Genomic DNA, 12,707 nt, shown 5'->3' with positions numbered 1-12,707 from the left:
GTCCCCATAAATGACAACTCAAGAGTAACAAAGGAGAAATTCAGGGTAGAGGAATCCTCTCGACCTCAATCCGGTCGAAGGTCGGGTACTCCTCCACGATGAAGAACCTCACGTCGCCTTCGACGGCCTCGGCCAGCTCTAAAGCCACCTCCTCGGGCATCTCTATTCTGCCCTTCTCGCGGTTGATGTGCAGCCACTCCTCCGGAACTTCGGCCTCGCTGACGAGGAACTCGTAAAGCTCGTCGAGGTCGTCGTATTCAGCAATCCCGAAGCGGAGCGTTCCGTCCTCGGTAATTTCCATGTATGGCTTTGCAACGTTCCTCGCCATCCTCCGCAACCGGTTCCTGAGCTGGACGGCGTCCTTGAGCTTCGCGGTGCAGAGGTGGTAGCTCAGCGAGGTATTTTCTTCGCCCCACTCGAGGAGTTTGAGACCGAGTTCGAGTGAACCCTTGATGGCGGAACTCTCGTCGCTTATCGGCCTGTAACCCCTGTCGAGGAGGTTTCTGAGGTTGGTCTCGCTGAACTCCAGCTCGTTCACGTTGAGGAACTTCGCGCCGAGGCTGTCGAGGAATTCGGCGTACCACTTCATCCTCTCAAACTGGCCCGGGACGGAGGGAATCTCCCCGCCGACGTCCCAGTCGAAGTCGAAGGCGTTCTTTATGTTCTCGATTTCCACCTTGAAGAGCTTCGAGTTTGGGTTGAAGAGGTCGGGGTGGAAGCGTATCTCGTCGAGGCCTGCATCGTAGAGCTTCTCAAGGTTCTTCTTCGTGGCCAAAGCGCCGGTGGTGTAGAGGTGAACGTGAAAGTCCTCGCCAAAGGCCTCCTTGAGGGCGCGTATGTATTGAACGGTCCTGTCGAGCCTCGCGAGGGGGTCTCCGCCGGTGACGCCCGCACCTTTTGCCTCCTGAATCATAGCTTCCTCGATGACGTCATCAACGCTCTTAACGGGCCTTTCGTTGGCGTAAACAACATCTTCCCTCCTCCAGGGGCTCAGCGGGCAGTAGAAGCAGTCCCTCGGGCACTTCCCTGTGGTGAAGAGAACGAGCTTCTCACCCCTAACGCAGAGCTGACAGCCCTTCGGAAGTTCCCTCACGGCGTATGATAAGTAAGGGGTCTCCCATACCATAGCCCTCGCCAACCCTAACCCGGGGATAGGCCTTAAAAACGTTGGCGGGCAAAGTTGTCCGATGCCTATGAGGGAGAAGCCGAAGTACCTGCCCCCGACGCTCCGCGAGAAGCACCGCTACATTGCCTTCCAGCTGATTGGGGAGAGGCCCTTCCGGAAGGACGAGGTTAAGAAGGCAATATGGGAGGCGAGCCTCTCAGCGCTCGGAGTTCTTGGCTCGGCCAAAGCAAAACCCTGGTTCATACGCTTCGATGAAAAGAGCCAGACCGGAATCGTCAGGGTTGACAGGAAGCATGTGGAAGAGCTCAGATTTGCCCTAACCCTCGTGACGGAGATAAACGGCTCGAAGGCAATCTTCAGGACGCTCGGGGTTTCAGGGACGATAAAAAGGCTGAAGAGAAAGTTTTTAGCCGAATTCGGCTGGCGTTAGAGCAGGAAGGGCATCGCCTTGTCCACAGCGCCGGTGTAAACGAGCAGGTAGCGCCTGCAGGCCTTCTCCCATGTGAAGTCCCTTCTCGCGCGCCTTTTGGCGTTCTCGCGAAGCCTTGTGAGTGTCCCTTCGTCGAGTTCCTTGGCAGAAACCATGGCCCTCGCGAGGGCGAATGCATCTCTCGGCGGGACGAGGATTCCGGTGGCGTTCTCCGGGTCGGCGTTGAGGTCTATTATCGTGTCCTTGAGCCCACCGACGGCGCTCGCTATTGGAATCGCCCCGAGGCACATCGCCTCAAGCTGAACCAATCCAAAGGGCTCGAAGTAAGAGGGAATCACCACGAAGTCCACCGAGCCGTAGAGCTCGCGGACAGTTTCCCTCGGCAGGACGTCGGTGATTACCCTGACGTTCTCAGGGAAGCGGTTCTCAACGGCTTTAGCCCAGGCCTCCAATCCCGGGTCGCCCTTGCCGACGATGATGAAGCGCATCTCCCTAAAAGAGGGGTCGCCGGAGAGTATCTCTATCGCCCTGAGGAGCGTGTCAACGCCCTTCTGGGCCCTGTCGAAGCGGCCGATGAACATGAAGGCCCTTCCGTCGCTCAAACCAAAGCGCCCGAGGATTAGCCGTCTCCGCTCCTCCCTCGGCCTATCGGCGTTCTCAAGGAGTTCCTCACTCCAGAAGGAGCAGTCTATGCCGTTGAAGACGTGCGTCACCTTGCCGTCGAAGCTCCTGAAGAAGTCCCATTCCTCGAGGAGGTAGCTCTTGCTAACGGTCGTTACCGCGTCGGCTATGTAGCAGGCGGTGTGCTCGGGGTCTATCTCGGGATAAGGCGCGAGCTCGCCCAAGTTGGCCTCGTGGAAGTAGCCCGCTGGAATCCTGGCCTTATTGAGCCTGTGAACCGTAAAAACGGTTTTGGGAGAGAAGTACTTCTTCAAAAGTCCGAGGGCGAAGACCGTGTGCCAGTCGTGGGCGTGGAGGACGTCCGGCTTGAAGGTCTCAATAAGGTGGTTGAGCAGACCGGCGGAGGCCTTGCCGAAGAGGACGGCCTTCCTGAGGAGGGTCTCCCAGTCGGGATAGACGTCGGTGTCGAGGAGGTCTCCTGAGAGCGTGTAAACCGTGACCCCGTTCTGCTCCCGCTTTCTGGCGGTTACCTCGACGGTTCTGCCCTCGAAGGAGAGCCTGAAGGTGAGAAACGGCTCGCCGAGGCTCCGCCCGTGGTCGGGGGTGAAGACGATTACCTCGTTGCCGAGCTCGACAAGACCTTCAGCTATGCTCGTAACGGCCTCCGCTAGGCCACCGACCTTAACCGGCAGGTATTCGAAAGAGAGTATGAGGACGCGCATAGGCATCACTCGAGGAGTATGAACTTCTCGCCCTCGACGTCCTCGACGTAACTGCTTATTCCGCCGACCTTCCAGCGGTTGCCGCCGGCCTCTATCGTCACGTTGGCCACGAGCGGGGTGTATTCATAGTCCACTATCTTTCCGTGGAGCTCCACCGGCTCCCTCGTATCGACGAGCTTTCCGGTGATTTCGGCCTCCCGCGGAAGACCAACGTGCTTGAGTATCGTGATGAGCGTCCTGACGTTGACGAAGGTCAGGGGCTTTGAGAGTGCCTCGTAGTTGATGGGTTTGACAACCTCGCTGTTGTCGAAGTAAATCGTGTAGAACCAGTGCATGTACTGGAAGACCGCCCTCGGGCTCTTGGCCCAGAAGGAGTAGAACTTCTCCCGCCTCCTGTCCTTGGGAATCGCGCCGAAGAATATCGAGTAGTCCGCGTCGCCGATTATCCAGCTCGCCATAAGCCAGGGGGCACCGCCGGTTCTCGCGAGGAGTATGTTGTCCGCCTTGAGCCAGTCGGGAATTTCATCGGGCAGGTTTGTGATTATCACGAAGATTACGTCCTTTCTGGCCTTTATATCCCGCCTGAGAAGCTCAAGGAACTCGTAGGGCGTGTTGATTAGAACCTCGTAGCGGGCGGTTCTTATTATGTGCTGAACCCTCTCAAGGGTGTTGTCGAAGCCGAGAATCGTCCATATCTCCGGTAACTCCTGGCCGTGGGTCTGCTTGTAGAGCTCGACAAACGCCTCCTTGAGCTTCTCGATGTCCTCTATGAACTCCTCCTTTATGCGCTCGAGGACGACCTCAGGATTAACCGGGCGGTAGAGCCTTGGAGTTCCGTGCATAACATCGACGAAGCCCTTCCTGTGGAGCGAGCTGAGGACGTCGTAGACCCTCGTGTGCGGAATGCCGCTCTCCTTGGTTATGTCGGTGGCCTTGCTCGGGCCGAGCTTGAGAAGGGTTATGTACGCTAAACTCTCGTACTTCGTGAGTCCGAGCTTCTGGAGCTTTTCAATGATTTCCTCCTCCCTCATTTTCGTCACCTATTCACTAACGTTAGTTTGTTCATCCTTAGTGGTATATGGTCACGGTGAGTGTATAAAACTTTTGCTTAACTTTTTAAGGGGTATCAAAAACACCCCCCATGCTCGAGAAACTGGCGGAGTTCATAGCCCAGACCTTCCCGCGGGGAAAGGCGGTTGAGCTCGGCATAGGCTTCCAGACGAAAGTGGCTTTAAGGCTGACCGAGCTCGGCTACGACGTTTTAGCAATAGACTGGAACGAAAAGGCAGTTGAGAACGCGAGGAAAGCCGGCATAAAAGCCCTCCGCGACGACCTCTTCAGGCCGAGGCTCAGCCTTTACAGGGACGCGGTGGTTCTCTACTCCGTAAGGCCAACGCCCGAGATAATGAAGCCCATCGTTGAGCTAAGCCGAAAGACAGGCGTTCCCCTCGTGATTCTGCCCCTGAGCGGTGACTCCGTGCCCAGACCGCTGAGGCTCATGAACTACGGTGGGCTAGCAATATACGTTTATAAGCCGTGAGCGAACTAAAGCCGGTGGTGGTATGAAGCTCTTCGGCACCGCGGGGATTCGGGGGAGGCTCTGGGAGAAGGTGACGCCCGAGCTTGCATTGAAGGTCGGTATGGCCGTTGGAACATACAAGAGCGGAAAAGCTGTTGTCGCGAGGGACGGGAGGACCTCAAGCATCATGCTCAAGAACGCTCTGATAAGCGGTCTGCTCGCGAGCGGGATGGAGGTTTTAGATGCCGATTTGATTCCAACTCCAGCTTTAGCATGGGCAACGAGGGAGCACGGCGACGCTGGAGTTATGATTACAGCCTCCCACAATCCCCCGACCGACAACGGGATAAAGGTCTTCAACGGCGACGGGACGGAATTCTACGTCGAGCAGGAGAGGGAGCTTGAGGAGATAGTCTTCTCTGGGAACTTCAGGAAGGCAGAGTGGAACGAGATTAAAACGGTTAAGCCCCTCGACGTTATAGACGACTACATCGGAGCGGTTCTCGACTTCGTGAACCACGAGACGGGCCTTAAAGTCCTCTACGACGGGGCCAACGGCTCCGGGAGCGTTTTGGCGCCTTACCTGCTCCGCGAGATGGGGGCGAAAGTGATAAGCGTGAACGCCCACGTCGACGGCCACTTCCCGGGGAGGAAGCCCGAGCCGAGGTACGAGAACATCGCCTACCTCGGGGAGCTTGTTAAAGAACTCGGCGTTGATTTGGCTATAGCACAGGACGGCGACGCTGACAGGATAGCGGTCTTCGACGAGAAGGGTAACTACGTTGACGAGGACACGGTAATAGCGCTCTTCGCCAGGTACTACGTTGAAGAAAACGGCGGGGGAACGGTTGTTACGTCGATAAACACCGGGTCGAGGATTGATGAGGTGGTTGAAAAGGCCGGGGGAAAGGTCGTTAGAGTCCCACTCGGCCAGCCCCACGACGGCATAAAGAAATACGGAGCCATCTTCGCCGGCGAACCCTGGAAGCTCGTCCATCCAAAGTTTGGCAACTGGATTGACAGCTTCGTGACGATGACGCTCCTGATTAAGATGATTGACGAGAACGGCCCGCTCTCGAAGCTCGTCTCCGAGATTCCGGTCTATTACCTGAGGAAGGAAAACGTCCCGTGCCCGGACGAACTCAAGGGGAAGGTCATCGAAAAGGCTAGGGAAGAGCTTGAGAAGGCCTTAGGGGAGGAAATCAAAGAAGTCCTCACGATTTCAGGCTACCGCTTCCAGCTGAGGGACGGCTCGTGGGTTCTCGTCAGGCCGAGCGGGACGGAGCCGAAGATTCGCGTCGTCGTCGAGGGACCGAGCGAAAAGAGAAGGGACGAGCTCTTCGAGTTAGCTTATAAAACGGTTGCAAAAGAAGTGGAAAAGCTCAAACGAAGCGCGCGGGTCGAAGGGTCCTGACGGCTATTTCCCTTTTGTCTATCATGACCTTGAAGCCCTCCTTTGCGACGTAGGTCTTGACGCCGGTCACCGTTTCGATGTATTTTGCCTCCTTGTAGGGGTTGGCGAAGTGCATCTTCATGCCGATGTGGCTCATTACCAGTACTTCGGGTTTTTTCTCCATGCTCTTGAGCATTTCAACGGCATCGTCGGTGCTGAGGTGGTAGGGAATCCCCATGTCCCTCGGGCGCGTTATCGCCGCTATGATGACCCTCGCCCCGTCGTGCCACTCTATCAGGCCATCGAAGTAGGCCGTGTCGGGAATGTAGGAGATGTCGCCGTAGGCGGTCTTCATGCGGAAGCCTATCGTCGTCGGGTCCGAGTGCTGGCTCGGGGTTATGAGGAACTCCTCCTCGCCTATCGCTATCTTGTTGCCCGGCTCTGGCGTGTGGACGCTCTCAAGAACCTCTATGTGATACTTGCTTATCGCAGGTGTATGAGTCTCGTCGCCGTAGACGACGCTCTTCGAAGCTATCAGCGTTCCCCTCTTCTTGAGCGCACCGCCTGTCATGGCCTCGACCATGACCTCAAGGTCGTTGCAGTGGTCGACGTGCCTGTGGGAGACGAAGATTGCATCTAATCTTCTCGGGTCGAGCTTGTAGCGCCAGCTCCTGACGAGCGCTCCCGGCCCAGGGTCAACGTAAACGTTCCTGCTCGCCCGTATGTGGAATCCCCCCGTGGAGCGGAACTGGGTTATTGTGATGAACCTCCCGCCCCCGCTTCCGAGGAAGGTTATCTCTATCACTCCCTCACCTCCGTATCCTCTGCGGACGGTAGGGTTTGGGCGGTGGGGTATATAAGCGCTCCGAAACCGGTTTAAGCTCCGGGGAGAAGTAGTGGCGGTGGTTCTGATGGAGTTCGAAGGGGTTCTGAAGGAAGTTGAAAGCTTAAGGGATGAGATGGTAAAGACGCTCGTCGAGCTGATTAAGATTCCGGCCATAAGCCCCGACTACGGCTACGAGGGGGAGTACGACAAGGCGCAGAAGCTGCTTGAGATTATCAGGGACTGGCCCTTCGATAAGGTCGAGGTCTACAACGCCCCCGACGAGAGGGCCAAGAACGGGGTCAGGCCGAACGTATTGGCCTATTACTACGGCGAGAAAGGCGAGGAGAGCGAGAGGCTCTGGATTCTTACGCACATCGACGTCGTTCCGCCGGGAGACCTGAGCAAGTGGACCGTTACGGAGCCCTTCAAACCGCTCGTCAAGGACGGTAAGGTCTACGGGCGCGGAAGCGAGGACAACGGGCAGAGTTTGGTTGCTTCGCTCTACGCTGTAAGGGCCATGATGAACCTCGGGATAAGGCCGAAGAGAACCGTCATTTTGGCCTTCGTCAGCGACGAGGAAACCGGGAGCAAGTACGGAATCGGGTGGCTGATGAAGGAGCACCCGGAGCTGTTCAGGGAAGACGACCTCGTTCTCGTCCCGGACGGCGGAAACGAGGACGGAACGTTCATAGAGGTTGCCGAAAAGGGAATCCTCTGGTTCAAGCTCAAGGTCAAGGGCCAGCAGGTGCACGCGAGCATGCCGGACAAGGGCCTGAACGCACACCGCGTTGCACTTGATTTGGCCTACAACCTCGACAAAAGGCTTCACGAGAAGTACAGCGAGAAGGACGAGCTCTTCGACCCGCCGGAGAGCACCTTCGAGCCAACGATGGGAGGAAACCCGGCTGACAGCCCCAACATAATCCCAGGCGAGCACGAGGTCGTTTTCGACTGCAGGGTTCTGCCGAGGTACAGCCTCGACGATATTCTCAGGGACGTTGAAGATGTCGCGAAAGAAGTTAAGGAGAGGCACAGGAAGGAGCTTGACGGGAAGGTTCTTCCCGAAATCGAGGTGGAAGTCCTTCAGAGGGGCGACCCGGCACCGCCGACCGACCCGAACAGCGAGATAGTGAGGCTCCTGAAGGAGGCGATAAAGGAGCTACGCGGAAAGGAAGCCAAGGTAGGGGGCATAGGAGGCGGAACCTTCGCGGCGTTCTTCAGGAGGAAGGGCATCCCAGCGGTCGTCTGGGCGACGCTCGACGAGATGGCTCACCAGCCCAACGAGTATGCGAAGATTGACAACATGGTCGAAGACGCCAAGGTAATGGCCTACCTCGCCCTGCGCTGAGCGAAAGCCTTTTCTTTCCAGTTTCCACCTCTTTCCATGCCCCTCTGGAAGGACGGAAAGCTTGGACTGCCTGTGAGGGAAGCGGTTAAGCTCTTTCCGGAGCTGGAGGAATACGTTGACGAGCGCGGAAGGCTCGACTTCTCGAACAGAAAAGCCAGAATACTCTACAACAGAGCCATAGCGAAGGCCCTCTTCGGGCTGGAGATAGAATACCATCCTCGCGGTCTCGTGACGCCCCCGATATCGCGCTACCTCTTCCTTAAGACGTTTTTGAGGGGCGGGGAGAAGGTTCTGGAGATTGGGACCGGGCACACCGCGATGATGGCACTTATGGCTGAGAGACTCTTCGACTGTGAGGTAACGGCCACGGAGCTGGACGATGAGTTCTTCGAGTACGCGAGGAGGAACATCAATCGGAACCTCGCTAGGGTCAGGCTAATCAAGAGCAACGGGGGGATAATCAGGGGAGTAATCCCCGAAGGAGAGCGCTTCGACGTCATCTTCTCAGCTCCTCCCTACTACGAGAGGCCGACCAAGGGAGTTCTCACGGAGAGGGAAGGCGTTGGCGGGGGAAAGCACGGCGAGGCCTTCTCGGTGAAACTTATTGAGGAAGCGAGGGACTACCTACGGCCCGGCGGAAGGGTGGCCCTCTTCCTGCCCGACAAGGAGGGGCTGATAAGGGTTATAGCCGAGAAGGGAGAAAAGCTGGGCTATTTGGTGAAAGACATTCGGTTTAAAGCTGGGGCGCGGTGGAGGCACAGCTTGATATTGAAGCTGTGAAGAAGAAAAGCGAAGGGACTCCGACCGTGGGCGTCTCAGCACTCACGCCGGTCTCAGTGGAGGTGCTTTCTCGTCATCGTCCCGAGTTTCAGCGCATATCCTCAACGTAGAGGAAGAGACACTTAAGGTATTCGGTGTCCTTCGAGGCCATGAGTATCGGGTGGTCCGGGGCCTGAGTCCTGTAGGGTTCGAGCATCTTGAGGAACTTGCCGGCCTTTGCCCCAGCGGCGATGACCATGTCCTTGAAGGCCTGCATGTCAACGTGCTGGGAGCAGGAGCAGGTGACGAGGATTCCACCCTCCTTAACGAGCTTCAGGCCGGCGTGGTTGACATTGAAGTAAGCCCTGAGCCCGCGCTGGAGGTCCTTCTCGTGCTGGACGAAGGCAGGTGGGTCAAGGATAACTATGTCGAACTTCTCGCCCCTCCTGAGCATCTCCTCCATAACGGGGAAGGCGGAACCGACGATGAACCTCATTCTGTCTTCGACGCTGTTGAGCCTAGCGTTCTCCTTGGCGGTTTCGATGGCCCGTGGGGACTTGTCAACGGCAACCACTTCCTCGGCTCCAGCCACCGCCGCGTGTATCGCGAAGCCACCGGTGTATGTGAAGACGTCGAGAACCCTCATTCCCGGCTTGACGTACTTCTCCAGAGCTATCCTGTTCTCGCGCTGGTCGAGGAAGAAGCCCGTCTTCTGACCGCGCATGTCGACGATGAACTTGGCCTTTCCTTCCTCTATTACCGTCCTGTACTTCTCCTTGCCGAGGAGAACGCGCTCTATCTCAGGTAAACCTTCCTTTCTCCTCGAGCGCCCGGTGTTCTTCTCGAAGACTGTCTCTATTTCAGGCTCGACCTCCATTATGGCCTCGGCCAAATCGAGCTTAAACCTCTCCATGCCGATGCTCGAAATCTGAAGTGAGGCTATCTCGTTGAAGCGGTCGACTATCAGGCCCGGTAAATAGTCAGCCTCGCCGTAGACCATTCTGTAAGCTTTGTCGTAGCCAAGAACCTTCTTTCTGTACTCGTTGGCCTTCCTAATCCTCTCCTTGAAGAGCTCCTTCGTTATCGGGGTGTCTTTATCTTTGATGAGCAGGCGGACCATTATGTTCGAGTTGGGGTTGACGAAGCCCCTGCCGAGGAACTTCCCTCCCCTCGTGTAGACCTCGACTATGTCTCCGGGTTCAAACTCGCCCTCGGTTCTCACGACACCCTTCTTGAAGACTATCATCGCGCCCTTCCCTATGGCCCTCGCCGCCTGGGCGTCAACGATTACCCTCGCCATTCTCACCACCGGAGGGGTTAGAGAAGGGGGTTTAAAAACCTGCCCGGCGATAGGTATTTAACCCCCGGAGCCCTATATTAGAGCGGTGGTTTCTATGCACTTCGACGTTGTAAAGGAGTTCTTGGAAGAGATTGGCGCCGACTGGATTGAGCTCGACGGTGAAGTCCACCTCGAGCCCGAGGTCTTCTACGAGGTTTGGAAGTACATAGGCCAGCCCGAGCTGAAGACCTACGTCGTCGAGGACGAGGTTGTCGAGCCAGGCTCCTACGACCCGCCCGAGATGAAGTACACCGACGTCAAGAAGATTAAGGTCAAGAAGGTGTACTTCGAGACCCTCGACGGCAAGAGAATCGTGACGGATTACTCCGAGTTCCAGAAGATTATGAAGGAGAAGTCCGCCTGACGTTTCATCTTAGCAGGACCGGGAGCATCAGGGAGCTCATGCAGACCGTTCTCTTCACCCCGAGGAGAACGGTTAGGTAACCCACAATCGAGGAAGCGGTCAGCGCGAACAGGCCCGGAAGGCCGTCGAAGATGAAGGCCAGGAGAACCAGAAACGCCAGAACAGTGAGGTTGATAAACCGGTACGGAAGTCTTGAGAGGGCCCCCGCCAGAAACCTTGCAAGGGGCTCGCCGTAGAGGAGAACCGCGAGGCCCACGAAGAGCGCAACGAGTAGGAACGCCGGGAGGGCTTTGACGCTCAAAGGCTCCATTAGCGTCACCACTCCGTTTCTTTCCCTTCCCGTTTCAAGGAAGTTGAGAAAGGCGAAGAGGAAGTTGGCGGTGTTAACGGAGTAGACGATTGTCAGGAACGAGCGCTCGTCCCGGGAGATGAACGAGCCGAGCAGGGCCGCCTGCGATGCCGTGAAGGCCGGAAGAAGGGAAGCAAGCATACCGAAGAGCGTCCCCAGGAAAGAGAATAGGACGAGCCCTTTGGGGGTAATCTCGAGCTCCGGACTGCCAGGCTCTACTCGCTTGGTCCCGGCCAGGAGGGAGGAAACTATAACCGGAACGCCGAAGAACCCGGTGAAGAGGACATAAAATGGCTCGTTCAGCGGGAGCGAGAGAATAAAAAGGCCAAGAATCCCCGAGAGAAGGATTACGAAGAGCGCATAAATCTTTTTCACGCCCCGCTCGGTGAAGACGAGAAGAAGGATTAGGAGCAGGACGGCAAACTTTCCAAAGGCGGGCCTGTAGAGGGGAGCGAGGCGAAGGTAGATGGGAACCAGCGGGAGGAAGAATATGACCGCCAGAAAGCTCGCGATGAGCGCTATCCTGACGACCTCAAGGCCCTTACCGCCGAGCACGAGCCGGTGAGCCGGAAGAACGCCGAGGGCCGTACCCTCATCGGGAACGCCGAGGAAGGTTGAAGGGATTGCATCAAGGAACGTATGAGTCAGCCCCATCGCAAAGAGAACGACCGCGCTTAGGCCGAAACCGCGGAGAAGGGAAGCCAAAGTGTTCACGTGGATTCCCGGCGTTATTCCCGTGAAAGTGCCGAGCAGGAGACCTAACAGTGCTTCCCGGAGCAAAGGTCCTCACCCGACTGAACTTCAAACGCCGGCTTTCCGCGGTAGGTCGTGAAGAAGCCGTAGGCCGTTACGCTCTCGTTTTCAGTCAGAGAGACACCAAGCCTCGATGGGAGCTTGAGGAGAACCGAGCAGGTGCCGTTTGTTACGTTTGCTATGCCAAAGCCGTTTCTGTAAACTTTTACCCACGCGACTTTTCCCGAGATTCTCGAGAAGGAGCCTTCGTTGAAGGAGCATATGTCGTTTGGCAACTCTTCCCGGGGTTTTACAACGGAGCAGTTCAGGCAGAGCAAACTGGACTTCCTTCTCAGGGCCTCGAAGCGAACCGTGTCGCCGACTCTCGCGCTGAAGCCGTAGAGCTTCAAGTCTGTGCAGTCGAGCTTCAGGTAGCGGGAGGTACTTTTGATAACGAGACACTCGCCGGTGGCTATATCACCAATTTCGGCCAGGTTGAGGGGCTTCTCCTCGGCAGACCCGAGGACGTTAACGTCGTCGCCGGAATTCACGTAGAGGGTAATCGTCGAGTAAAGCCTCACAACGCCGAGGACTTTGACGCGAAGGCCCGGTCTGAGGGAAAGGCCGTGGGGGAGGTAAACCCTGAACTCCTCGCTCCCGTTCCAGACCGTTGCGGGGTTGCCCGGGTAGAGGACGACGCCCTCAAGAGGGTAGGGCATGCCATTGCGGGGTTCCTTCAAATAGCCGAGCTCTTCAACATTGACGGGATAGAACTTCGAGCCGTAGGTCAGGCCCTCAAGCCTCACGAGGCTTCCCTTGGAAGCGTTGAGTGGATAGGCGAGGCGGACCCTCGAAGGAGTGAGCAGAACGGGGCCGTTGGAGTACCAGTAGGCCCCTTCAATAATTTCTAAGGGAAACGTCGCGTTTGCGGGGACTACTGAGGAAACGTCCATCCAGAGACCGCGGTTGGTCGCTCTGAGCCTGCCCTGAACTGTGTAGGCCTTTCCGAGCTCCAAAGACTTCCCGAGTGCGACCGTGACCGTGCCGTTGTAGAGGACCGAGATGGAGCCAGAAGAATAAACGCAGAGGCCGGTGAAGGAGTCTTTCTCTGGGGAGTAACGGCTAAGCGCAAGGGAAACGAAGAGGAGTGATGACAACAAAACGACTACAAATAATCGT

13 protein-coding genes are annotated in these 12,707 nt (G+C 56.8%); 6 read left to right on the top strand and 7 right to left on the bottom strand.

Going from position 1 to position 12,707, the window contains the following annotated elements:
- Positions 1-40 precede the first annotated feature (40 nt).
- Positions 41-1,126, bottom strand: coding sequence for a radical SAM protein (locus BD01_RS06945; RefSeq protein ID WP_042691276.1), 1,086 nt, complete (start codon positions 1,124-1,126; stop codon positions 41-43).
- Positions 1,127-1,193: 67 nt separating this feature from the next.
- Here BD01_RS06945 and BD01_RS06940 point away from each other — a divergent pair, with 67 nt between their 5' ends.
- Positions 1,194-1,556, top strand: a complete 363-nt coding sequence (locus tag BD01_RS06940) for a ribonuclease P protein component 2 (protein ID WP_042693248.1) — start codon at positions 1,194-1,196, stop codon at positions 1,554-1,556.
- Here BD01_RS06940 and BD01_RS06935 read toward each other — a convergent pair.
- Positions 1,553-2,899 carry a glycogen synthase gene (locus BD01_RS06935; protein ID WP_042691273.1) on the bottom strand — a complete coding sequence of 449 codons (1,347 nt, stop codon included), beginning with the start codon at positions 2,897-2,899 and terminating at the stop codon, positions 1,553-1,555. The two genes, BD01_RS06940 and BD01_RS06935, sit on opposite strands and share 4 nt — an antisense overlap.
- Positions 2,900-2,904: 5 nt before the next feature.
- Positions 2,905-3,930, bottom strand: a complete 1,026-nt coding sequence (locus BD01_RS06930) for a TrmB family transcriptional regulator (protein ID WP_042691270.1) — start codon at positions 3,928-3,930, stop codon at positions 2,905-2,907.
- A 110-nt stretch (positions 3,931-4,040) separates the two neighbouring features.
- Here BD01_RS06930 and BD01_RS06925 point away from each other — a divergent pair, with 110 nt between their 5' ends.
- Positions 4,041-4,439 (top strand): UPF0146 family protein, encoded by a 399-nt coding sequence (locus tag BD01_RS06925; protein WP_042691269.1) that lies wholly within the window; start codon positions 4,041-4,043, stop codon positions 4,437-4,439.
- Between the two features lie 22 nt (positions 4,440-4,461).
- Entirely contained in the window at positions 4,462-5,832 is a 1,371-nt protein-coding gene (gene glmM, locus BD01_RS06920; protein ID WP_042691267.1) for a phosphoglucosamine mutase, read from the top strand.
- Here the strand turns inward: glmM and BD01_RS06915 are convergent.
- Positions 5,801-6,616 carry an MBL fold metallo-hydrolase gene (locus BD01_RS06915; protein WP_042691264.1) on the bottom strand — a complete coding sequence of 272 codons (816 nt, stop codon included), beginning with the start codon at positions 6,614-6,616 and terminating at the stop codon, positions 5,801-5,803. The genes glmM and BD01_RS06915 overlap by 32 nt on opposite strands.
- 106 nt (positions 6,617-6,722) lie before the next feature.
- Here BD01_RS06915 and BD01_RS06910 point away from each other — a divergent pair, with 106 nt between their 5' ends.
- The gene (locus BD01_RS06910) at positions 6,723-7,985 is read left to right on the top strand and encodes a M20 family metallo-hydrolase (protein ID WP_042691262.1); all 1,263 of its coding nucleotides are present in this window, start codon (positions 6,723-6,725) and stop codon (positions 7,983-7,985) included.
- A 36-nt stretch (positions 7,986-8,021) separates the two neighbouring features.
- On the top strand, positions 8,022-8,765 hold the full coding sequence (locus BD01_RS06905) for an RlmF-related methyltransferase (protein ID WP_042691260.1): 744 nt from the start codon (positions 8,022-8,024) through the stop codon (positions 8,763-8,765).
- Between the two features lie 88 nt (positions 8,766-8,853).
- Here BD01_RS06905 and BD01_RS06900 read toward each other — a convergent pair whose 3' ends face one another.
- The gene (locus BD01_RS06900) at positions 8,854-10,044 is read right to left on the bottom strand and encodes a class I SAM-dependent rRNA methyltransferase (protein WP_042691258.1); all 1,191 of its coding nucleotides are present in this window, start codon (positions 10,042-10,044) and stop codon (positions 8,854-8,856) included.
- A 94-nt stretch (positions 10,045-10,138) separates the two neighbouring features.
- Between BD01_RS06900 and BD01_RS06895 the strand changes: the two genes are divergently transcribed.
- The gene (locus BD01_RS06895) at positions 10,139-10,447 is read left to right on the top strand and encodes a DUF5748 family protein (RefSeq protein ID WP_042691257.1); all 309 of its coding nucleotides are present in this window, start codon (positions 10,139-10,141) and stop codon (positions 10,445-10,447) included.
- Between the two features lie 4 nt (positions 10,448-10,451).
- Here BD01_RS06895 and BD01_RS06890 read toward each other — a convergent pair whose 3' ends face one another.
- Together BD01_RS06890 and BD01_RS06885 are read right to left on the bottom strand one after the other, a co-directional pair.
- Positions 10,452-11,576 (bottom strand): tripartite tricarboxylate transporter permease, encoded by a 1,125-nt coding sequence (locus BD01_RS06890; RefSeq protein WP_042691255.1) that lies wholly within the window; start codon positions 11,574-11,576, stop codon positions 10,452-10,454.
- Positions 11,555-12,685 carry a fibroblast growth factor gene (locus tag BD01_RS06885; protein WP_245599211.1) on the bottom strand — a complete coding sequence of 377 codons (1,131 nt, stop codon included), beginning with the start codon at positions 12,683-12,685 and terminating at the stop codon, positions 11,555-11,557. Before BD01_RS06885 ends, BD01_RS06890 begins: the two co-directional genes overlap by 22 nt.
- Positions 12,686-12,707 lie beyond the last annotated feature (22 nt).

Source organism: Thermococcus nautili (assembly GCF_000585495.1).
Lineage (GTDB): Archaea > Methanobacteriota_B > Thermococci > Thermococcales > Thermococcaceae > Thermococcus > Thermococcus nautili.
Note: the sequence above shows the minus strand (reverse complement) of the source record. Positions and strands in the feature narration are given on the sequence as shown.

Excerpts from the sequence above, each read along its gene's own strand:
- BD01_RS06930 (WP_042691270.1), bottom strand. The coding sequence starts at position 3,930 with ATGAGGGAGGAGGAAATCATTGAAAAGCTCCAGAAGCTCGGACTCACG.
- BD01_RS06900 (WP_042691258.1), bottom strand. The coding sequence starts at position 10,044 with ATGGCGAGGGTAATCGTTGACGCCCAGGCGGCGAGGGCCATAGGGAAG.
- BD01_RS06940 (WP_042693248.1), top strand. The coding sequence starts at position 1,194 with ATGAGGGAGAAGCCGAAGTACCTGCCCCCGACGCTCCGCGAGAAGCAC.
- BD01_RS06935 (WP_042691273.1), bottom strand. The coding sequence starts at position 2,899 with ATGCGCGTCCTCATACTCTCTTTCGAATACCTGCCGGTTAAGGTCGGT.
- BD01_RS06895 (WP_042691257.1), top strand. The coding sequence starts at position 10,139 with ATGCACTTCGACGTTGTAAAGGAGTTCTTGGAAGAGATTGGCGCCGAC.
- BD01_RS06945 (WP_042691276.1), bottom strand. The coding sequence starts at position 1,126 with ATGGTATGGGAGACCCCTTACTTATCATACGCCGTGAGGGAACTTCCG.
- BD01_RS06905 (WP_042691260.1), top strand. The coding sequence starts at position 8,022 with ATGCCCCTCTGGAAGGACGGAAAGCTTGGACTGCCTGTGAGGGAAGCG.
- glmM (WP_042691267.1), top strand. The coding sequence starts at position 4,462 with ATGAAGCTCTTCGGCACCGCGGGGATTCGGGGGAGGCTCTGGGAGAAG.
- BD01_RS06910 (WP_042691262.1), top strand. The coding sequence starts at position 6,723 with ATGGAGTTCGAAGGGGTTCTGAAGGAAGTTGAAAGCTTAAGGGATGAG.
- BD01_RS06925 (WP_042691269.1), top strand. The coding sequence starts at position 4,041 with ATGCTCGAGAAACTGGCGGAGTTCATAGCCCAGACCTTCCCGCGGGGA.